This window comes from Flavobacterium branchiarum, from assembly GCF_030409845.1.
Taxonomy (GTDB): Bacteria; Bacteroidota; Bacteroidia; order Flavobacteriales; family Flavobacteriaceae; genus Flavobacterium; species Flavobacterium branchiarum.
The window spans coordinates 2,257,714-2,279,936 of record NZ_JAUFQQ010000003.1 but is presented as its reverse complement, the minus strand read 5'-3'; the positions used below and the strand labels follow the sequence as shown (position 1 = coordinate 2,279,936).

Annotated in this window: 14 protein-coding genes; 7 read left to right on the top strand and 7 right to left on the bottom strand. The window is 33.6% G+C overall.

What is annotated here, in order from left to right:
- Window positions 1-320: 320 nt before the first annotated feature.
- From QWY99_RS10555 to QWY99_RS10530, 6 genes are all read left to right on the top strand, one after another.
- Entirely contained in the window at window positions 321-821 is a 501-nt protein-coding gene (locus QWY99_RS10555) for an SRPBCC family protein (protein WP_290264669.1), read from the top strand.
- A 366-nt stretch (window positions 822-1,187) separates the two neighbouring features.
- A complete protein-coding gene (locus tag QWY99_RS10550; RefSeq protein ID WP_290264668.1) occupies window positions 1,188-1,772 on the top strand; it encodes a hypothetical protein in 585 nt (194 codons plus the stop codon).
- Between the two features lie 362 nt (window positions 1,773-2,134).
- Window positions 2,135-4,957 (top strand): TonB-dependent receptor, encoded by a 2,823-nt coding sequence (locus QWY99_RS10545; protein ID WP_290264665.1) that lies wholly within the window; start codon window positions 2,135-2,137, stop codon window positions 4,955-4,957.
- Window positions 4,958-4,985: 28 nt separating this feature from the next.
- On the top strand, window positions 4,986-6,194 hold the full coding sequence (locus tag QWY99_RS10540) for a DUF4876 domain-containing protein (RefSeq protein WP_290264663.1): 1,209 nt from the start codon (window positions 4,986-4,988) through the stop codon (window positions 6,192-6,194).
- 12 nt (window positions 6,195-6,206) lie between these two features.
- On the top strand, window positions 6,207-7,718 hold the full coding sequence (locus QWY99_RS10535) for a DUF6850 family outer membrane beta-barrel protein (RefSeq protein WP_290264660.1): 1,512 nt from the start codon (window positions 6,207-6,209) through the stop codon (window positions 7,716-7,718).
- 30 nt (window positions 7,719-7,748) lie between these two features.
- Window positions 7,749-8,891, top strand: a complete 1,143-nt coding sequence (locus QWY99_RS10530) for a cytochrome-c peroxidase (RefSeq protein WP_290264658.1) — start codon at window positions 7,749-7,751, stop codon at window positions 8,889-8,891.
- 199 nt (window positions 8,892-9,090) lie between these two features.
- Here QWY99_RS10530 and QWY99_RS10525 read toward each other — a convergent pair whose 3' ends face one another.
- The 5 genes from QWY99_RS10525 to QWY99_RS10505 form a co-directional block, all read right to left on the bottom strand.
- Window positions 9,091-10,554, bottom strand: coding sequence for a TolC family protein (locus QWY99_RS10525; protein ID WP_290264655.1), 1,464 nt, complete (start codon window positions 10,552-10,554; stop codon window positions 9,091-9,093).
- 9 nt (window positions 10,555-10,563) lie between these two features.
- Window positions 10,564-13,677 (bottom strand): efflux RND transporter permease subunit, encoded by a 3,114-nt coding sequence (locus QWY99_RS10520; RefSeq protein ID WP_290264653.1) that lies wholly within the window; start codon window positions 13,675-13,677, stop codon window positions 10,564-10,566.
- A gap of 34 nt (window positions 13,678-13,711) precedes the next feature.
- A complete protein-coding gene (locus tag QWY99_RS10515; protein ID WP_290264650.1) occupies window positions 13,712-14,818 on the bottom strand; it encodes an efflux RND transporter periplasmic adaptor subunit in 1,107 nt (368 codons plus the stop codon).
- A 220-nt stretch (window positions 14,819-15,038) separates the two neighbouring features.
- Window positions 15,039-15,398, bottom strand: coding sequence for a hypothetical protein (locus QWY99_RS10510; protein WP_290264648.1), 360 nt, complete (start codon window positions 15,396-15,398; stop codon window positions 15,039-15,041).
- A 591-nt stretch (window positions 15,399-15,989) separates the two neighbouring features.
- A complete protein-coding gene (locus QWY99_RS10505) occupies window positions 15,990-16,628 on the bottom strand; it encodes a peroxiredoxin-like family protein (RefSeq protein ID WP_290264646.1) in 639 nt (212 codons plus the stop codon).
- A 973-nt stretch (window positions 16,629-17,601) separates the two neighbouring features.
- On the opposite strand from QWY99_RS10505, the gene QWY99_RS10500 reads away from it, so the two are divergent.
- A complete protein-coding gene (locus QWY99_RS10500) occupies window positions 17,602-18,489 on the top strand; it encodes a DMT family transporter (RefSeq protein WP_290264643.1) in 888 nt (295 codons plus the stop codon).
- A 195-nt stretch (window positions 18,490-18,684) separates the two neighbouring features.
- Here the strand turns inward: QWY99_RS10500 and QWY99_RS10495 are convergent, their stop codons facing one another.
- Both QWY99_RS10495 and QWY99_RS10490 read right to left on the bottom strand, forming a co-directional pair.
- Window positions 18,685-20,916: a DUF5074 domain-containing protein gene (locus QWY99_RS10495; RefSeq protein WP_290264641.1), complete on the bottom strand. Its 2,232-nt coding sequence runs from the start codon at window positions 20,914-20,916 to the stop codon at window positions 18,685-18,687.
- 30 nt (window positions 20,917-20,946) lie between these two features.
- Complete coding sequence (locus QWY99_RS10490; RefSeq protein WP_290264639.1) at window positions 20,947-22,152, bottom strand: cell surface protein; 1,206 nt, start codon at window positions 22,150-22,152, stop codon at window positions 20,947-20,949.
- Window positions 22,153-22,223: the final 71 nt, after the last annotated feature.

The window sequence follows — 22,223 nt, the reverse complement described above, 5'->3', positions numbered from 1 at the left end:
AAAGTATGTTAAAAATATTAGTTCCCAAATTTTAACTGTTTTTTTTTACAAAAAAAGTTAATTAATTTTGGTGTTGTTTATTCAATAAGTTGTAATTGAGTGTTGTAGGTGTTTTTGGGTGCTTTTGTTTTGTCAGATTTTTTTTTAAACTGATTATCGATATTATATTGCAGTTACTACTAAAAGTACTTTTATTCGTATCTTTACATGTATGAATTGCTAGTTTTATTTACTAAAAGGAGCGACGAGATCGGGCCAGTTCTAAAAGGGCTATAAGAATATTTTGATGTAGTATTATCACCAATTAAAGAATAGAAAAAATGAAAAACGATTTGCTTTTTGATTTTACAATTGACAAAACAACAAAAACGGTAAGCATAAGTAGAGAATTTGCTTCCAACCTTTCAATGGTATGGGATGCTTTTTCAAAACAAGAAATCCTAGATCAATGGTGGGCACCCAAACCTTGGTCATCGAAAACAAAATTTATGAATTTTGAAGTAGGAGGAAAAAGATTTTATGCCATGGTTAGCCCAGCAGGAGAGGAGCATTGGTCAGTTCAGAAGTATACTTCCATTAGTCCAAAAACTAATTTTAAAATGTTGAATGCTTTTACTGATAAAGATGAAAATGAAGAGCCGATTGGTTCTGAATGGGATTTGAGCTTTAGTGAGCAAAACGGAATAACAAAAGTCAGTATTAGCATTTATAACGAATCTCTTGAGCGTTTAGAACGAATGATTGAAATGGGGTTTAAAGAGGGATTTACGATGACACTTAAAAATTTAGAGGATTTACTGCTAGGTTTATCTGAAAAATAAATTTATAATTTTGACTTAATTTGTTTGAGTCAGAGAGAAATTACTATTGTGCAGAATACAAAAAACGCTATTTCTAATAGCGTTTTTTGTTTATAAGTTTTAATGATAACTATTTGTTTTATAGTTGAATAGTTTGGTTTATGATTGCATATTCATCTTATCTTCATTTTGTATTTTTAAATTTACTACAGATTAATAATGTTGAAAAAAAAGGATACCTCAGTCTTTTAATAAGTAAAAGCAACGTGTTGAAAATTTACCTGTTTGCTTACAAAGCACTAGTAATTTTATTTAGATAAAGAAGTAGGAGGTAGAAGATAGTAAATGGTATAATCACTTTATTTATTAATGATAAAAACAACAATTATGAAACGAGTAATTTTAATGCTAGTAGCTGTAATGGCAACTGTATCTATTTCGCAAGCTCAATCAGTAACTGAAGCACAAGTAAAAAGTGAAATAAAAGCGGTGAGTAAAAAAGATCCAAATGCTAAAGCTGAAAAGAAAAGTTTAAGGATGGAGCTTCGTAAATTAGAAGGACAAGATGTTAATGAAGCGACTAAAGACCAGTTTGCAATTGATTTTGGTAAAGTTTCGGATGTAAAATGGTCGAGATCAAAATATTATGATGAAGCAACTTTTATGAATAATGGTGCACCATTAACGGCTTTTTATGATTCTAAATCGCAATTGGTTGGGACAACTAGACACGAAAAATTTGCTGATTTGCCTGCTAAAATTCAAAATTCAATAAATAATAAATACAAAGAATACGCTATAGGGCAAGTACTTTATTATCAGGATAATGAGCAAAATGATACCGATATGATTCTGTTTGGAAGACAATTTGAAGATGCTGATAGTTATTTTGTAGAAGTTTCTAAAGATGCTAAGAATAGTTTGCTACAAGTTGCCAAAAATGGGGACATAAGTTATTTTTCAAAACTTTAATAGTAATGAATCTTAAATCTGAATAAGGCAAAAGTTTATTCAACTATTATAAATTCATATTTACAAGAGTTAAGAGGTTGAAATAATAACTCTTGACTCTTTTTTTTTCTCTATAACACCATGAAAAAAAACATTTCCATTTCTTATTATTTTATGGAGGACTGTATTTTTTTTTAATAAGAACACTTGCTTTTATTTGCCTTATAATGAGTGTTTAAGCCATTGCTTTGGATGTTGGTAATGAGTGTTAGTATCTTTTTTCTGTAAAAAGTTATTTTTATTCAGTCTAAATTAAGTTATATTTGCAACTTTTAACCGAATTTCTGTTATATATATTACAGTTTCCATCATAATTAAATGCAATGACTTATTACAATAGTCTCCCCATACCAACTAAAAATAGTAAATCAATTATTCTGTTGTTGTTTATTTTGTTTTCCAATCTTGGATTCACTCAAAATATAAATAAGTTAACAATTCAGATTACTGTTAAAGATTCTGAGAGTAAATTACCGATAAAAGGAGCAATGATTGCTGTTGAAGGAGTATTTCAGAAATATGAATCACAATCGGATGATTTTGGGAATATTGTTTTAAATGCTATTCCAAATGGGAATTACAAAGTAAAACTATCACATATAGGCTATGTAACTATCGAAAAGAAACTGGATTTAACGGCTAATAGACAATTGTCTTTTGAGTTAATTCCGATGAGTGTTGAGTTAAACGAAGTAGTAATCACGGCTACTGAATCTCGTGGAATGACAAGTACTTCTGTCATTGATAAAAAAGCAATGCAACATTTACAACCTTCTAGTTTTACTGATTTATTAGAATTGTTGCCCGGAGGACGATCAAAGGATCCTGTTTTTAATGCTTCTAATCACATTAAACTGAGAGAAGTTGGAATAGCCGATTCTAATTATGACATTTCGTCTCTAGGAACTGCTTTTGTAGTAGATGGTATTCCTATTAATACGGATGCAAATTTGCAGTTTACAACAGGTTCTAATATGTCTATTACTCCAGGTTCTGGCTATGCAAATACACGCCGAAATACTACATCTAAAGGAGTCGATATGCGTTCTATTTCGACAGATCAAATTGAGAAAGTAGAAATCGTTAGAGGTATTCCTTCTGTAGAATATGGTGATTTAACGAGCGGACTTATTAAAATTAAACGCAAAAGAGGGCGTACTGATTTAGAATCTCGTTTTAAAGCGGATGAATTCAGTAAGTTATATTATATCGGGAAAGGTTTTGAATCTGAAGAAAAGCAATTTGTATTGAATGTTGGACTTGATTACTTGAATGCAAAACCTGATCCTCGCAATAGTTTTGAAAACTACAAGAGAATCACAGCATCGATACGTACACAAAAAACATGGGAAAATGATTCTCACTTGCTTCAATGGGATTCGAGTTTAGATTATAGTGGTTCAGTAGATAATGAAAAAGCAGATCCTAATGTTGGGTACGCAAAAATAGACCGTTTTAGTTCGACTTATAACCGATTCTCATTGGCGAATTCATTTGATTTAAAGTTCAAAGAATCTTCTTTTTTTAAGGCGATTAATTTAGCTACATCTATTAGTCAGCAATATGATAAAATCGAACAAACCAAATGGGTTCAGGTAAGCAATGCTACTGCAATTCCTAACAATAGAGAGCAAGGGGAATCTGATGGAATCTTTTTAACGCCTCAATATACTTCTAATCTTTTGGTTGATGGAAAACCATTTGATGCTTTTCTTAAAGCAATGGGAGAATTTGAAGTTCGTACTTTTGGAATAACTCATGCTTTAAAAGGGGGTACCGAGTGGACGTATTCTAAAAATAATGGAAAAGGGCAGGTTTATGATACCACTCATCCGCCATCTCCAGAAATGTCTACGCGACCAAGATCATACAAAGATATTCCGGCAAGTACCGACATTGCTTTTTTTGCCGAAGATGCAATTTCGATTCCCTTAGGTAAACATCAATTAAACATTGCAGGAGGTATCCGAGCTATGTCGTTATTAAATATTTCATCTGCTTATGCCATTCACGGAAAATATTATTTAGATCCTCGAATTAATGCACAATGGGCACTTCCGTCTTTTAAAATTGGAAAACATGCGCTAAAAACAGAATTTACTGTTGGTACTGGGCAGTATACTAAATTTCCAACCTTGGGGCAACTTTATCCCGATTATGTGTATAATGATTTGGTACAGCTTAATTATTATCATAATACTCCAGAATACAGAAGAATCAATTTAATGACTTATAAAACGGATGCCGTTAATTACGATTTAAAGCCTGCTATCAATAAAAAATGGGAGGTTCGAACGGATTTCTCTTATGATAACAATCGTTTCTCTATTACTTATTTTAAGGAACGTTTGGATTCAGGATTTAGAAATAATTCTAGATATCATGCACTTTCTTATAAAAAATACGATAGTGCTTCTATAGATCCTTCGAGCTTAACATCGCAACCTGATCTTAGTGAAATGACTTTTGTAATGGACACGTTATTGACTGCTTATAATATTACAAACAACGGAAGTAAATTGCTTAAAAGTGGGGTTGAATTTCAATTTTCATCTAAGCGATTTAAAGCTATAAATACCCGTTTTACAGTAAATGGAGCTTGGTTTAAAACAACTTATACCAATAGCAGTCCCGTTTACAAAAGTGGTCAAAAAGACATTATTATCAACGGAAAAAGACTTCCTTACTTGGGACTTTATCAATTGGATGATGGCTCAGAAAAACAGCAATTAAATACGAATCTAATTGTTGATACCTATATTCCTTCTCTTGGTTTAGAATTCTCTAGTTCGTTTCAATTTTTGTGGTTCAGAAGCAATCAATCTACACCTATGAACGGAACTCCGATTTCTTATATTGATCCGTCTGGTAAGCAATATCCATATCTAGAAAAAGATAAATCAGATCCTATTTTGCAATGGCTGGATATAAAGTATAATGATGCTTTGTTCGAAAAAAGAACTGTTCCGATGTCGATGAATATGAATTTAAAAATCTCGAAGGATTTCTATAAAAAATTCAGGATTTCAATGTTTGTTAACCGACTTTTTAGTTACTACCAAAACTATGAAATCAATGGCCAGAAGATTGAACGCAGAGGACTTACTTCTCCTTACTTCGGTATGGAATTAAACTTGAATTTATAACTTTTAATATTAAATAAACACCTTGATTATGAAAATTAAATTACTTCCCATTTATCTAACAATAGCCGTAATGGCCCTGATACAATCATGTTCAAAAGATGATGATAATTATAGCGGTAAGCAAACTGCTTTAACTTTAAAATTGGTTAATCCTGAAGATTTAAATAATGTCAAACTTTCTAACCTTACCGTTTCTTTTAAAGAAATTAATACTGGTAAAGTAACCGAAAGTGCTGCATTTACTAACAATGATCTTTCGATTACATTAAGTGAAGGTTCTTATGAAGTTTCTGTTAATGGAAAGGTTAATTATGCAGCAGGCGAGAGCACTGTTGATGCTTCTGTGAGTGGTTATAAAGAATCGGTTGTTATTACTGGTCAAACTGCAGCTGTTTCTTTAAACTTGTTTTTAAACATGAGCCAATCTGATTTTATCATTGAGGAAGTGTTTTTTACAGGAACAAAAACAGCTGAGGGTAAACAATACCAAGGTGATAAGTACTTCAAAATTTATAATAATACTGATAAAGTATTGTATGCTGATGGATTAATGATTGCACAATCTGAATTCATGACTGTTGAAAAACAGAATTATACTCCAAATATTATGGCTAAATCTTTTGCTGCATCAGCTATCGCAATTGTTCCGGGTAATGGAACTACTTACCCAATTGCTCCAGGAGCCTATTTTATTATTGCCGATGATGCAATTAATCATAAAGAATACAACTCTGGCTCAATTGACTTGAGAACGGCTAATTTCGAATTTTATACGGAAGATGCTGATGATGTTGATAATCCTGCTGTTCCTAACATGGAGAATTTATTCTCAACGATGGTTGTTCATAACAGAGGTTTTAAGAGTTTTGTTATCGCTCGTTTGCCAATTCACAAAGATGTTTTCTTAGCGGATTATACGTATGATTATGAATATAATATGGTATTTGGTGGAGAAACTTATCCAATGGGAGAGAGTGTTTACTCTATTCCAAACGAATGGATTGTAGATGCGGTTAATTTAAGTGTTGCTTCTGAATTTCAATGGATTGTTACTGCTCCTTCATTAGACATGGGATGGACGTACTGCGGAAAAGTTGATTCTGATCAAAGTCGTTACGGAAAAAGTGTTCGTCGTAAAGTACTTTCTACAAGTTCTACTGGTAAAAAGACATTAAAGGATACGAATAACTCAACTGTAGATTTTAGCCCTGAGGTTAAACCATCTTTAATGCTATAATAAAATTTAATCATGAGCTTTCGTTCCCTTTTATTAATTATAATTTTCAGTTCTGGTATTTTGTATGCACAGGATAGTACTTCGGTGCTACTCCGTATTCATGAAGATTTATCTCCTGCAAATAATTTTTCTAATAGCATTTATACCAATCCTGCAAATCAACAATTTGCCCGCCGTTATTCTTTGTCTGAATTTAGCGCTGGTTATGATGCGAGTTCACAACAAGCCAATATACAGCAATTAGGAAATGGAATCAATCAATTTCTGGTTAAGGCAAAATCTTTTTATAAGATTGATACTGAAAACAGTGTTTGGGGAAATGCATATTATAAGAACGGTCAACGTAAAAATGTACGATGGAATGAAAGCTCTGATTATGAAGTAATATATCCGTATGTAACTGCCGATTCTATTGGTGGTGATCTTTCATTCGAAGAATATTCTTTTAAAGGAGGTTATTCTAAAGCCTTTAAAAAAATGACTCTTGGAATTGTTGCTGAATATCGTGCTTTATTAGAATACCGTGATGTTGATCCTAGGCCTAAGAATACGGTATCTGATCTTAAATTAGGGCTTGGACTCTCCCGAAATATTGGAAACCATTATGCTATTGGATCTGCTATTAATTGGCGAAAATACACCCAGTCAAATAACTTGAAATTCTTTAGTGAATTAGGCGCTCCAGCTGTTTATCATATGACCGGACTTGGCGTGTATAATAACCTACTTACGGGAAATAAAATGAGTTCTTTTTATGACGGAAAGGGATACGGCGCAAACGTGCAATTATTCCCAAAAGATCAAAATGGACTTGCTGTGTCTGTAGGATACAATCATTTTGACTATGAAAAAATAATGACGGAATTTCAAGATCTTATTGCCTCTTCTATTTTAGAAAAAGGCTATGAGGGAGAAGTTTCTTATCTAAAGAAATCTAGTGAAAAGGCTTGGGGTGCAAAAATTGGATTTTCTTATATCGATCGGGCTGGAACTGAGAATATATTTGATAATCAAACATCAACAGCTTACCTTAAAATATCCGAAGATACTAAATACACCAATCAAGTTACTTCTGTTGTGTTTTCTGGATTGTACAGTGTTCCAAACCCAGAATTATCATGGTCTATTGCGCCAAGTTTTAATTTGAAAAAAACAGAAACGAAATATATTGATCCTTTACGAATTATCGATATGCAGCAAGGTATTGGTCGATTAGACTTTTCTGTATCAAAACTATTGTCTCGATTATTAATTAATGTTTCGACTTCGGTTGAACATAGTTGGGCTTTGGATTCTAATATGAAATTGAGCGATCGCATGAAAACAAATCAAATTTTTGAAATGTTGGATCACAATTTTGCTTATTTATCGGCTGCTTATACCAAAATGAATTTGGGTACGCGATGGGATTATAAATATGATGCAGATCTTAATTTTTTCGTCAAAACAGATCTAGATTACTACAATTATTCTAAAAACAAAAACAATACTTATTTTCAAATGTCACTTGGTTTGACGTTTTAGTAGGTATTACAAAATTACTATTGCTTTATAATGAAGTCTATTTTATTTAAAACCCTTTTCTTAATTCTCTCCATTGGCGTTGTTCATTCACTATTGAGTTTTAGTGCTACATTGAGTGAAAAAATAACAAATTCTAATTGGCGTGAACTTTATAGTAAACCAGTAAATCAATGGCCACAGCCTACTATTGACAAAGGTGTAGTTTGGGAAGAATTTGAATCCTTGGCTGTTGACACGAGTTATTATGAAAGATTGGATGATCCCAAAGCGCTATTGGGTCAGATGCTTTTCTTTGATCCCAAACTTTCAGGTTCTAATCAGGTTTCTTGCAGCAGTTGTCATGATCCAGAATTGGCTTGGGGCGATGGGAGAGAAGTCTCTTTAGGAAATGATCATTTGCAAGGAAAGAGAAATACACCGTCTTTGTATAACATCCATGCACGAAAAACATTTTTTTGGGATGGTCGTGCGGCTACTTTAGAAGAGCAGGCGCAGGGACCAATTACTGCTCATCATGAAATGAATATGGATCCGAAGAGTTTGGCTAAAAAAATTAAAAAAGTAAAAGGCTATGCCGTTTTATTCCAAAACGCTTACGGAAGTACCGATGTATCTTATGAAAAAATCCTGCAATCATTGGCTACTTTCCAAAAAACGATACTTAGTAAAAGAAGCCGATTTGATGCTTTTATTGATGGAGATTATTCTAAGTTGTCCGATGAGGAATTACACGGTTTGCATCTTTTTCGTACCAAGGCACGTTGTATGAATTGCCATTCTGGGAAGTATTTTACAGACGAATCATTCCATAATATTGGTCTTACGTATTACAAAAGAGAGTACGAAGATTTGGGATTGTATCATGTTACTAAAAAGGCAGAAGATGTTGGGAAATTCAGAACTCCTTCTCTTCGAGATGTAATGTACACCGGGCCATGGATGCACAATGGTTTTTTTGATAATATGACGGGAATCGTTAATATTTATAATAGCGGGATGCATATGATTGATCCAACAGAGAGTGAGAAAGCAGCCGATCCATTATTTCCACATACAGATGTGCTATTACAGCCTTTAAATCTTGATGATGACGAAATTGTAGCTTTGGTAGCTTTTATTAAAACCCTATCAGGCAGACAGTATAAAATGGAACGTCCACAAATACCGAGATAAATTCAAAGAGTTTTTTGTGTTATTTTCAATTTGATTACACGTTTTAGAGAATATTTTTGAAGTAGTGGTAACTGATTTTATATATCTAATGTGTTGAAATAGAGTTACTATTGAAAGTGAATAAAAAAAGGAGGAGCAATGCTCCTCCTTTTTGTTTTGGATTATTTTAAAAAGAAGTAATCCGGTAACCAACCTAACTTTAATTTATTCCTCCGCCCAAAGCTTTATATAATAAAACTTGTGAATCAGCATTTTTTAATTGTATATCTACAAAGTCCAATTCGGCTTGAAGTTTATTTTTTTGAGCACTAATTATTTCAAGATAATTAGCATAGCCACTCACATACAGATCATTTGAGACATTTACAGCTATTTCAAGGTGTTCAATCTCTTTTGATTTATAGGTTAAAACATCTTGGAAAGCTTCTGTTCTGTGTAATAAAGCACTTAGCTCATTATAGGCAACAGTTATCGTATTCTGATAATTAAGGAAACTAATTTGTTGTTTTTTGTTGGCAACAAAAAAGTCTTGTTTGATTTGTCCTTTGTTAAATATTGGTGCTGAGATTCCGCCTAGTAATTGCCAAGCAAACGATTGGCTATCAAAAAATGTTGGGAAAGAAAAAGAGTTAAGACCTCCATAAGCACCCAAATTTACAGTTGGAAAAAAAGCAGCACGTGCCGATTTAGCATCTGCATTCGTAGCTAATAATTCAAAATATGCTTCGGCTACATCAGGTCTGTTATGGATTATAGAATCAACACTTATCTTTTGGTTTAGTACTTCAAGATGTCCTGATAAGAAATCGCTACTTCTGCTCACAGTTCCACCGTATTCTCCTAGTAGGTTCAATATCGCTTTTTCAGTTTGATCGATACTCAAGTTTAATTGTTCAGCCTCAGCAAGAATATTATTGTTTTGAGCATTGAACTGTTGTACTGCAAGTTCTGTAGCTTTCCCGACTGATCTTTGAGCAGAAACAATATCAAGAGCGCGTTGCTGTGTTGCTAGGTTATTTTTATAAATAGCTGCTTGTTTATCTAGTGCTACTAGGTTGTAATAAAGCGATGCAATATCACTTAGTAATCTAGTTTGTAGCAATCGCATTCCTTCTTTTGATGCAAAATACCTTTGTCGTGCAGCCTTTTTTCGGTTGCTAAGTTTCCCCCAGATATCAGCTTCCCATGAAACTTTTCCTGCAAGGAATAAGTTTGGAGTTAAATCTGTAGCAATTCTTTGTCTCTCTGAGATATTCTGAGATAGGTTAGTATCAAAGTTACCTACACCATCCATAGTATATTTACCATAATGCGTACCCGATGCATCTGCTACAATATCAAATGAAGGTAACAACGCTAGTTTTGCTACTTTTAGATGAGAGTTAGCTATTAGTATTCTCTCCTGAAGGATTAAATAATCAGGATTTTGAAGAATAGCCTTATCCAATAATTTTTCTAATTCAGGATCTTTAAAGTAGCTAGCTGTTTTAAGAGGAGTAAACTCTTCCTGATTGGCAGTTGCTTTTTTGCGTTTAGCATCAAAATTTTCAGGTAATGCTTTTGCTTTCTGCGGTTCTGCCACCCTAGGGGCAGAACAAGCAGTTAACAACATAGCAGATGCTACTATTAAAATGTATTTTGAGTTATTGAGTGATTTTTTCATTGTTTAAGTTTATTTTTTCATTGCTTTTTCCATTTTTGCAAACAGGATATAAAGTCCAGGTATGATAATAAGTCCAAAAATGGTTCCTATTAACATTCCTCCTGCAGCAGCAGTACCAATAGAACGGTTACCAATTGCACCAGCTCCAGAGGCAATACACAATGGTATAAGTCCTGATATAAAAGCAAATGATGTCATTAAGATAGGTCTAAAACGAAGTCTAGCACCTTCTATGGCAGCTTCAGTAATATCTTGCCCTAGCTTGTTTTGCGCCATGGCAAACTCGACTATCAAAATGGCATTTTTGGCCAGTAGTCCTATAAGCATGACCAAGGCTACTTGTGCATAAATATTATTGTCTAATCCTACGGCTAAAAGTGCGAGATACGAACCAAAAACACCAACTGGAAGCGATAAAAGCACAGGGAAGGGCAGTAGTAAACTCTCGTATTGAGCAGCAAGTAATAAGTAAACAAAAAGTAAGCACAGGGCAAAAATGTATATTGTTTGGTTTCCAGATAAAATCTCTTCACGAGTCATACCAGACCATTCTAATTCAAATTTACTTGGGAGTTTTTCGGCAGCAAGTTTCTCTACAGCAGCAATAGCTTCTCCAGAACTGAAACCTGCAGCAGGCTCTCCGTTAATCATAGCCGACATATACATGTTGTAACGAGTAAGCACTTCTGGTCCGTAAACGCGCTCTAATTTTATAAATGTAGAGAACGGAACCATTTCGCCAGCATCATTTTTAAGATACATATCGAGAATGCTTTCTGGGTTTTTTCTAAACTCAGGACTTGCTTGTACCATTACTTTATACATTTGTGAAAAGCGAATAAAGTTTGTAGCATAAAATGAGCCCAACATAGTCTGTAAAGTAGACATAGCATTATCTACAGAAACACCCTTTTTGGCCGCCATATCATAATCAATGTGGATTAGATATTGAGGGAAAGTAGCATCAAAACTCGAGAATGAATTTTGAATTTCTGGTGAAGCATTTAATTCCTTAATAAAGTTTTTTGTAACCTCATCTGTATTGCTAATCGATCCACCTGATTTATCAAGCAAACGCATTTCAAAACCACTGGTATTACCAAATCCAGGAACGGTAGGAGGTGCGAAAATTTCAATCTGAGCATCAGCAATTCCTTTTGTTCTCTCACTTAGTAGAGCAATAAATTCATTTACAGATATGTCTCTGTCATCCCAACCTTTAAGGTTGATCATTCCCATTCCGTATGATGCACCAGCAATTTCAGTAACAATGCTATAACCAGCTAGTGTTGTAACGTTATCAACTCCTTCAATTTCTTTTGCAATGCGAGTTACCTCATCAAGCACTTTGTCTGTACGTTCTACAGTTGCTCCTTGTGGTGTAGTAACATTTACATATACCATCCCTTGATCTTCAGCAGGGATAAATCCCGAAGGTAAAAATACAGATGTACCCCAAGTAAGAACACAGAATAGAACCAAAAGACCTATCGTTATAGAGCTGCGATCTGCAAATTTAGAAAGGACTTTGATGTATTTTGACGTAATGTTGTCAAACCATCTGTTGAATCGAACAAAGAAACGATCTAATAATGATGTTTTTTCTTTGTTAGGATCGTGCGCTCTTAGCATTATAGCACATAAAGCAGGTGTTAATGTAAGTGCATTAATACCAGATATTACAATACTAATTGCCATGGTAAGCGAAAATTGCCTGTAGAAAACTCCAACAGGTCCGCTAAGGAAAGCTACAGGAATAAATACTGCAGCCATTACAATTGTAATTGCAATAACGGCACCCGTAATTTCTTTCATCGCGCTTATGGTTGCTGGCAACGGATCCATGTGTTCCTCTGTAATTTTAACGTGTACAGCCTCGACGACGACAATGGCATTATCGACGACAATACCTATCGAAAGTACTAAAGCAAAAAGAGTAAGTAGGTTTATAGAAAAGCCCATCATCGACATAAAAGTAAATGAACCAATCAATGCTACAGGAACTGCTAAAACAGGAATAAGCGTAGAACGCCAGTCTTGCAAGAATATAAAAACGACAAAGGCTACAAGAAGGAAAGCTTCTACAAGCGTTACTAAAACTTCATCAATTGAGGCATCAAGAAAACGAGATACATCATACGCAATATTATAATTCATTCCAGGAGGGAATGAGCTTCCTTTTAGCTCAGCCATTTTTGCTTTTACGCTGGCAATTACTTCCGATGCATTAGATCCTGGACGTTGTTTTAGCATGATTGAAGCCGATGGTTTTCCATCAGTCTTAGAAACCATTCCGTAACTCATCGATCCCAATTCTATTTTAGCAACATCTTTTAATTTTAAGATGGTACCGTCTGAATTTGCTCTTAGTGGTACTTCTTCATACTGTTTAGGTTCAAAGAATTTTCCTCCGTATTTTATAACATATTGAACTTGGCTGTCCAATTGTCCTGATCCTTCACCAACCTTACCGGGAGCGGCAGAAATATTTTGTTTCTGTAATGAATTTATAACTTCATTTGCCGAAATATTATAAGAAAGCATTTTTTGTGGATCAAGCCATACTCGCATAGAATATTCTTTCTGACCCATTATTTCTGCACGTCCTACACCGTCAATACGTTTTAGTTCCTGAAGAATATTTATATCAGTAAAGTTGAAAATAAACTGTTCGTCCTGAATCTCGTCTGTACTAGTAACGTTAAGGTACATCAACATACTGTTAACCTCCTTTTCTGTAGTTACTCCAGCTCGTATAACCTCTTCGGGAAGTTCATCTAGTATCGTAGTAACTCTGTTTTGTACGTTTACCGCAGCCAAATCGGGATCGGTTCCTACCTCAAAGAATACTTGAATAAGGGTTAAACCGTCGTTTGATGTAACGGTCGACATATAAGTCATTCCGGGTACACCATTTATAGCTCGTTCTAATGGCAGCGCGACGGCATTGGCAGATACTTCGGCATTTGCACCAGTATATTTAGCAGTTACTGTTACCGATGGAGGAACAATATCAGGGAATTGTGTTATAGGTAATTGGAATAAAGCTAGTATTCCGAGAAGTACTATCATCACCGAAATGATTAATGATAATATTTTTCTTTTGATAAACATCTCTATCATTATTGTATCTTTTTAATTTTAATTAAGGAATTGATTACAAGCTAGCGCTTTGCATTTGTTTGATATTGATCTTGTCTCCATCTCTTAGTGATTGAGTACCTTCTTGTACAATAAGATCATTTTGTTTCAATCCTTTGTTTAATATGTATGCATCGTCAAGCGTATTTGCAATACTAATGTTGGTCATCTTTACGATTCCTTCCTTGTTGACAACAAATACAAATTGCTTGTCTTGAATAGAGAAAACCGCTTTTTGAGGTATTAATACCACATCGGTTCTTGGCTCTGAAATAATTAAACTACCTGAAGTTCCATGTTTTATGAAGCCTTCTGGATTATGAAATTTTGCTTTATACTGAATAGAACCAGTTTGTCTGTCGATCTCTCCATCGGCAGTTTTTAACTCTCCTTTTTGATTATATACCACTCCGTTTGGTAATACTAATTGTATATCTCCTTTAGTTTTCAGGCTATTATCGGCCATCATTTGGAAATAAGTATTTTCTGGGATTGAGAAATAAGCATACACATCATCTAACTGTGATAGTGTTGTAAGCAATGAACCATTTTCAACAAGACTTCCTTCTTTAAACGGAATACGATCGATTGTTCCATCAAAAGGTGCTCGTATTGTAGTAAAGCTAATTTGCTGATTGATTGATTTTTTTTCTGCAGCAGCATGTGCCACTTTAGCACTTGCTGCATCGTGTTTAGCCTTAGATAATTCTAATTCTTGGCTAGCAATTACCTTTTTTGTAAAAAGAGTCTGTGCTTGACTTAATTCAACATTTGCAATTCTAAGGTCTGCTAACATGCTTTTGTAAACTGCATCTGCTTTGATAAGTTGTATTTGAAGTTCGGCATCACTAATTTTAAAAAGAACTTGCCCTTTGTTTACTTTTTGTCCTTCGCTAACAAAAACCTTATCTAATATTCCAGGGATACGAACATGGATTTCTACATTGTTTTTAGCATGTACATCGGCAACAAATCGGTTTGAAACTACAGTATCTTTTAAAGTGATTTTATAAACAGGTAGCGTTTTTATATTGGCGGTATCATTTTTTGGTTTATCTGCACAAGCGGTTAGGAATAAGAACGATAAACCGTACAATAAGAAATGTTTTTTACTAATAATCATGATTAATTTTTAAAGTATTATATAAATATATTTCCTCCCAAATATTGATCTACAGGGAGTTAGTGGTGAGTGGGTATTAAAAATAGAGATGTGTCGTATACTCCAAGGATGGAATACCGTTTTTTAAGAACTAAACTTATAGATTATATCATCCAATAAATAATAATGAAAATGCATTACTATAAATGGATATTATATAAAAATAAGGTGTTCCAGAAATCTAGAAAAGTTGGTATAAATGCAGGTGATTGTGTCGCTGGTCTTTATAAATAGTAGCGATACTATAAATTATTTTTTCTTTTAATTCCTTAAAATCAAATAAGTTAGAGTAGTCATGTTTTTTTAAAAGACTAGTTTCCGAATTAGCTACGCGGCTTTTTATATTCTTTTTGAGTATAAAATGCATCTCTGCATCAGTCATATACAAAGAAGATGATTCAAGCTGAGGAACCTCTGAAGCTAAAAAGAGGTCTTGTAGTTGATAATTATTTACTTCAGAAGGAAATTTATAATATTCTACACTGCCATGAAAAACAAGCAACGATAATAAAATAGTATAAATAAACTTAATAGGTTTCATAGGTAAATTAGAGAGAAAATCTTTTTTTAGAATCCCTAAAATGAATAATCTTTTAGGGATAAGTCGCCAAATATAATAATTGAGAATTCAATGTTTATTAAATTTTCTTTAAAATAATATTATTAAAAAGTTATCAATTGTAAATACTCTTGTTTCTAGTGTTTTAGCTTTTTACTTAATGTTAATATTATAATTAATTTAGTAGTCTTATTTCACGACTCAGTTTACAGTCACAGTGTTCAGTCGCAGTATTCAGTTTACAGTTTGCAGTCACAGTTTGCAGTCACAGTTTGCAGTCACAGTTTGCAGTCGCAGTGTTCAGTCGCAGTATTCAGTTTACAGTTTACAGTTTACAGTTTACAGTTTACAGTTTACAGTTTGCAGTCACAGTAAAAACAGTTTACAGTCTCAGTTTGGCTGTCATCCTGAGCGGAGACGAAGGACAGTCGCAGTTTACAGTCACAGTTTGCGTTGTCATCCTGAGCGGAAACGAAGGACAGTCGCAGTTTACAGTCACAGTAAAAACAGTTTAAAATTGCAAACTGCGACTTTAAACTGCGACTGAACACTGAGACTACGAACTGAGCGTAGCTATAATGATTGTATTAACTCTTCAATATCAAGTCTGTTTCTATAATCAGAATCTACAAATTTATAAATTACAGATCCGTCAGAGTCTATTACAAATACTGCAGGCACAGGCAATGTGTTTTCATTATCTTGATTAAATTCGTTTAAATTAATTCCTATTGCCTGATAAGTAGGTAAGGCAAAATCTTGCAGTTTAAAATCAATTCCTAGTTGTTTTGCTAACTGATTATTTTCATCCGTGAAAACGTCAAAAGTCAATTGATGTTTTTCTGAAAGTGCATTGCTATGATCTGGACTTTGTGGTGATACAGCTAGAAGGCTAACATTATGACTTGCAATTTTTGTGATATTATTTTGTAATGCTCTAAGTTCTAAATTGCAATACGGACACCAACTACCACGGTAAAAAGCAAGTATCGTTTTGCCTTTCTTTAGAATGTCTTTGGAATGAACTAACTGGTTTTGGGCATTTAGTAATGAAAAAGGACTAATTACATCTCCAATTTTGATGCTTTTATTTTCAATATTTTGAGTCTTTAAATCGCTTATTGATTTTTCGAATACTTCTAATACTTCCAACGGTATTTGTTGCGATAATTCGTTATTTAGATTTTCAATTTGCTTTGCTAAATTATTCATGTGTTTTTTATTTGATTATTTAGTAAAGGTTTGAAATATCGATTACATGGGCAATAACGCATATTATTAGCTCATAGAGACAAAAAAGTCACTATTGTGTAATCAAAGGGGAGAACGGGTAAAATTAATTATAAATTAGTTTTCAGTTTTCAGTCGCGGTTTGCTGTGTCATCCTGAGCGGAGTCGAAGGACAGTCGCAGTAAAAACAGTTTTCAGTCGCAGTATTCAGTTTACAGTCACAGTATAGAACTTGAAACAAAAAACAGTCTCAGTATTCAGTCGTAGTAAAAAGAGTTTACAGTCGAGACTGCAAACTAAACACCGAGATTGAATTCTGTAAACTGTAACTGATTTTTAAATCATTCAAATCCTTTTAATCTGTGGCAAAAAAACTAACTGTAAACTAAATCTAGGTTTCTTCCTTCCTCAGAAAGACAAGATTGGAGAGTTGGTTGGTTCGCAAAGTTGTCTTTAAAACCGTGACTGGAAACTGCGACTTTTTTTTGCACGCAGATTTAAGGAGATTAAGGCAGATTTTATTTGATTCTCAATCATTTTACTCTGAAAACTGTAACTGAATACCGAGACTGGAAACTGCGACTTTTTTTCGCACGTAGATTAAGCAGATTAAGGTAGATTTTATTTGATTTTCAATTGTGTATTCTGATAACTGCGACTGATCACTGGATTTGGGTTTCTTTGTTCCTCAGAAAAACAAGATTGGAGAGTTGGTTAGTTCGCAAAGTTGTCCTGAAAACTGCGACTGTAAACTGTTTTTACTGCGACTGAATACTGCGACTGAATTATAAATCCTTTTAATCTGTGGCAAAAAAACTAACTACAAACTGAGACTGTAAACTAACTACTAAATCAGGTATTTTTTGGTAATTTTGCAAAGCAGAAAAATATGACATAGAAGTCAATAAAGTATGTGAAAAAACATTCCAATTAATAAGTTTATAGAATAGAATACATGAAAATTAAAGGATATTTATTTGCCATTATTTCGGCAGTTTCCTATGGATTAATTCCATTGTTTATATTACCAATCAAAGCGATTAATTTCCCGATGGACACGGTGCTTTTTTACAGGTTTTTTGTCTCAGGTTTATTTTTGTTAGCCTATTTGATTTATAAAAAAGAATCTTTAAAAGTAAATAGAACAGAACTTTTTATATTAATATTACTCGGTATTTTCTATGCGCTTTCTGCCGAATTCCTCTTTCTTGGATACGATTATCTTTCTCCTGGAATTGCTTCGACTATACTTTTTGTTTATCCTGTAATCGTTGCTTTAACAATGTTTTTTTTCTTTAAAGAGCGTATCAATAAACTAACAATTGTTTCCTTGTTCATAACAATATGTGGTGTTTTTGCGTTGAGCACAAAAGGTTCCACTTTCAATATCAATTTTTTAGGACTTGTAGTTACCTTAACAAGTGCTTTATTTTATGCTTTATATATTATAGTAGTTAATAAAGCAAAAATTAATGCTTCGGGTATAAAAATCACATTTTATTCTTTACTATTTTCTTCTCTTTATTATTTGAGTAAAGTGATTTTATTCAACGAATCAATGGCATTGCCTGATATAAAATTTTTCTTTGATATTGTTGTATTTGCACTTGTAACGACAGTACTTTCTATGTCGACTTTGGTTTATGCTATAAAAACAATTGGCTCAACAGCTACGTCAATTATGGGAGCGTTAGAGCCTGTAGTAGCAGTTGCAGTGAGTGTGATTTTATTCAATGAAAATTTAACAATGAGTTTGATTCTTGGAGTATGTCTTATTATTTCGGGAGTAGTTATCAATATTGTTTCAGAAGCAGTAGAAAAAGTTAGATCTACTGAAAAATAGGTACAATAAACCTTTTTTAGTTTTAAAGTATATATAGCAAAAAGCCCTTTACTGTTTGGTAAAGGGCTTTTGGTATTTTTACTCTGTTGGGATTAATTATGTTAACACATAGTTCCGATAGCTATCGGAACTATGTGTTAAAAAACATTTTTACGAACCTAGCGAAAGGAGTTGAGGATGTAATTACATCCAATGCTATTTTTTAATGAATTTCTGCTGATAGCTAGCGCTATCTGTTACCACATTAATGATGTAAAACCCTTTTGTTAAAGCACTCACATCAACTTGGTTATTATTAATTATAGTATTGATTTGTCTTCCAGTAATATCATAAATAATTACATTCAGTACTTCGTCTTGCGTTTTAATATTTAGAATATCAGAAACAGGGTTAGGGTAGATAGTAAATTCTATTTTGTCAAATTTATCTGTTCCTAGCGAATTTGTTACATTGATCGTAATTGATTTTTCTACTAATTTCCCATTAGAATTAAAACTAACAATTATCGTAGCTTCTCCTGAAGTTTTTGGAGTTAAAACCAACGCTTCCTCAGGGTTGATAGTAGCAGTTACAACCGCAGGATTAGTATTTGATTTTATTGATTTTACAATAGCTACAGATAAATTATCAGTATCAGAAACTACTGTTTTTAAGTCGATTAGTATGTTACTATTGATTGAAACCTGAGAAGGTAAAGTAGAACTCACAACTGGAGCATTATTATCAGGGAATACGGTTAAAGCAGGAAACCAATAATAATCATTTAACGTTTTAGTATCTGTTAAAGCTCCTGTGTTATCAAAGGTATGAACCCAGTTTTTTTGATAATGTGCACCGTATCCACTTTCTGTAGTATTTAAAATTAATCGATCAGAAGCGGGGTCAACACGCAAAGATGCACCCTGAGGAATTTGTTTAAAGGGTGTTGTTTGCCCCGGAATTGATGCGAAATTTTCATTAAATGTTTTATTGGTAACATCAAATTTTACAATTTTTGCTCCAGAACCAAGCCAGTATAGTGCATTTTGTTGGTTGCTATAGGTAAAACTCCCCGCATTCCATGCTCCACCAGACCCAGTGTATTTAGTAGTAGGAAAAGGGTATTCTGTAGTTTCAAAAGTGGTTGTATTAATGTTGATTATTTTTTGATTTTGAATTGCCCAAACGCTTCCGTCTTTGGCTTGAACAACCGAATGAAACGCACCAGCAATAGACTTAATAATAGTATTTGTGGTTGGATCAATTATAAAAATACCTTTACCCTGAGTAACCGCAAATACAAGTTGCGAAGTACGAATCGTGTTTCCTATTTGTCCAGCACCTGATGTTCCTGTAATAAGATTTCCTACTCGCATATTAGCAATATCAAATAAATAAAGTCCATTTGATGTTCCTATATAGCCTGTATTTTCATTAACTCCTAAAAAGGAGCGTCCATCTCCGCCAATTGTTTTAAACGAAGCAATTTTTTTCATTGTTTTTGCATTAGCAACAATCAATCTTCCAACATCAGCATCTTGTTTTGAAACAAAATAAAAATTATCACCATATATTGTTCCATATTGAGTAGTTACACCAAAAGTTTCATTGTTGTTTGCAGTACTATAAATACGATAATTAATCTTTCCACTATCATCAATAAAGTTCAGCGTTCCATTAGTATGTCCGAACCAATCTTCATTTACCATAAAAAAACCTTTAGTAAAATCTGTTGACAGAACAAAAGGAGATACTGGAGTAAATGTTGAAGCAATAGGTAATTCTACCATTCCAGTGTTATAGTTCCAAACATTCCAAGAATTATTTTCTAGAATACCATTGGCAGCAGTTAAATCATAGGGGTTAAAATCCGTATCAGTCGTTTTTTTTATAGAATACGACCAATATCCCTTACTGTTTGATTGTGTTTGCCAGTGATCTGTAGCATCTATAACTGTAAAATTGTCAAAATTAGCCCCTGTTGTATTTACGATACCGTTTACAGGATATAGCGGATAGGTTTGGTTTCCATCTTTGTAAAGCCCAATAGTATTAACACCGTTTAAGTCAAAACCCAATCCTGCAATTGTAGTTCCAAGAGCTGTTCCTGAATCATATTGTAGTGCATAAAAACGATGATCTGCTTTTGCAATCGCTCGTACCATATCAATACCTGTTGCTTCGCCATCCCATCTAAAGCCCCATACTAAGGCATCTGAGTTTTTGCCATCATTCCATTGTACAACAAATGCAGCTTTATTAGCACCTGTACCTACCCAATATTCAATCGCATCAAAATCCGTAGCAGTAGCAGTGCTTTTATTCTGTTGAATTTTAGCAGATAAGTTTTGTTTAAGATTATATCGTATTTCATCCTGCACTTTTACTTGCGCATTGGTAAGAAATACAAAAAGTAGCAGAATTTGTAAAAAGTAATTTTGTTTCATTTATTTAAGTTGAATTTTTAGAGTTTATTTTTATTTTATATATAGGTCATAGGCGCCAGAAACTTCAGTAGAAACTTCTCCCAACCAACCAGCTTCTTGATTTATCCCTGTATATACTTTAACAAAATCTATCCCAGGAAGTTTTACATATTTTCCATCTTTATCGACAGCCCAAGAAATATCAATATTAGAACCTTCATCATTATTTGGCGCATTATCAGCATATCCAAAATCAAATGATTTACCTACCCAATAGTTTCCAGTTCCACTTTGGTCATAAAAATTGTTTTCGATTTTTGTCCCAGTTAAGCTATAGGAAGCCTCAGTAATCCAAAGCGGATAATAGCTTTGTGAATGAAAGGTACTTTGTGTTTTATACCCAGAACCACCAAGGTTATCATTCCATTTTATATATTCTATGTCAGTTTGCCAAAATTCATCTCCTGCAACTTGAGGTTTGTTAGCATCAGGTTTGAAATAGGTAATGGTATAATTCTTAATTGTCGTCTTTTTAAAATATTCACTTCCTGCAATCTCGTACCATTCGTCTGCATCAGGCTTTCCGTTTTTATTTTTATCATAAGCAACAAGAATAATCCCTGGTTCACAAGATCCTGAGCGTGATTCATTGGCTTCACCTCCCCAAAATGCATTCCCTAAAATTTTAAAGTCTCTTCCATTCATATTGGGGATTGTATGATCAAAGCCAAATACAACGTAACCTCCAAAACCTCCTAGCGAGATCATGCTCGCTTGTGATCCTACAAGTGCTTTTTTTGCTCTATTGATGAGATTTGCTTCTGTATTTCCGGGTGCGTATATTGGGATTTCATTGGTAAACTGACCTACAGCAGGACGGAAATCAGATACATCAGAGATGTATTTACTATAACTTACTGGTTCTTTAGTTACATTAATTACAGCCGTATATGTTTTTACAATTCCATTAGTTTCTGCTTTCAAAGTCAGAGGATAGTTTTTTAAATACGGGCTAATGAAATCTAGTTGTGAACTTTGTGAAATAATAGAGTCATTGATACTCCAAGTAAGTTTTGAATCGCTAGGTAGATTCGGATCAATATTCAGAACATTAAAGCGGTTAACTGTGTAGGATTCAGTGAGTACTTCGGTAGGATTTACATTTTCCTGATTTTCATCTTTATCGCAAGCCATAAAACCAAGCAAGAGAATTGATAGAAACGAGAGTTTTAAAATTTTAGAAGGATTTCTTTCCATATTTAATTGTGATTTATTTGAATAAAAAGCAAATAATTACAACGCTTACGGAAATATAGAGGAATGATGAT

What these genes read in the sequence shown, in the direction of transcription:
- QWY99_RS10510 (WP_290264648.1), bottom strand. Translation starts at nt 15,398, where the DNA reads ATGAAACCTATTAAGTTTATTTATACTATTTTATTATCGTTGCTTGTT.
- QWY99_RS10525 (WP_290264655.1), bottom strand. Translation starts at nt 10,554, where the DNA reads ATGAAAAAATCACTCAATAACTCAAAATACATTTTAATAGTAGCATCT.
- QWY99_RS10490 (WP_290264639.1), bottom strand. Translation starts at nt 22,152, where the DNA reads ATGGAAAGAAATCCTTCTAAAATTTTAAAACTCTCGTTTCTATCAATT.
- QWY99_RS10550 (WP_290264668.1), top strand. Translation starts at nt 1,188, where the DNA reads ATGAAACGAGTAATTTTAATGCTAGTAGCTGTAATGGCAACTGTATCT.
- QWY99_RS10545 (WP_290264665.1), top strand. Translation starts at nt 2,135, where the DNA reads ATGACTTATTACAATAGTCTCCCCATACCAACTAAAAATAGTAAATCA.
- QWY99_RS10520 (WP_290264653.1), bottom strand. Translation starts at nt 13,677, where the DNA reads ATGATAGAGATGTTTATCAAAAGAAAAATATTATCATTAATCATTTCG.
- QWY99_RS10540 (WP_290264663.1), top strand. Translation starts at nt 4,986, where the DNA reads ATGAAAATTAAATTACTTCCCATTTATCTAACAATAGCCGTAATGGCC.
- QWY99_RS10500 (WP_290264643.1), top strand. Translation starts at nt 17,602, where the DNA reads ATGAAAATTAAAGGATATTTATTTGCCATTATTTCGGCAGTTTCCTAT.
- QWY99_RS10495 (WP_290264641.1), bottom strand. Translation starts at nt 20,916, where the DNA reads ATGAAACAAAATTACTTTTTACAAATTCTGCTACTTTTTGTATTTCTT.
- QWY99_RS10535 (WP_290264660.1), top strand. Translation starts at nt 6,207, where the DNA reads ATGAGCTTTCGTTCCCTTTTATTAATTATAATTTTCAGTTCTGGTATT.
- QWY99_RS10515 (WP_290264650.1), bottom strand. Translation starts at nt 14,818, where the DNA reads ATGATTATTAGTAAAAAACATTTCTTATTGTACGGTTTATCGTTCTTA.
- QWY99_RS10555 (WP_290264669.1), top strand. Translation starts at nt 321, where the DNA reads ATGAAAAACGATTTGCTTTTTGATTTTACAATTGACAAAACAACAAAA.
- QWY99_RS10505 (WP_290264646.1), bottom strand. Translation starts at nt 16,628, where the DNA reads ATGAATAATTTAGCAAAGCAAATTGAAAATCTAAATAACGAATTATCG.
- QWY99_RS10530 (WP_290264658.1), top strand. Translation starts at nt 7,749, where the DNA reads ATGAAGTCTATTTTATTTAAAACCCTTTTCTTAATTCTCTCCATTGGC.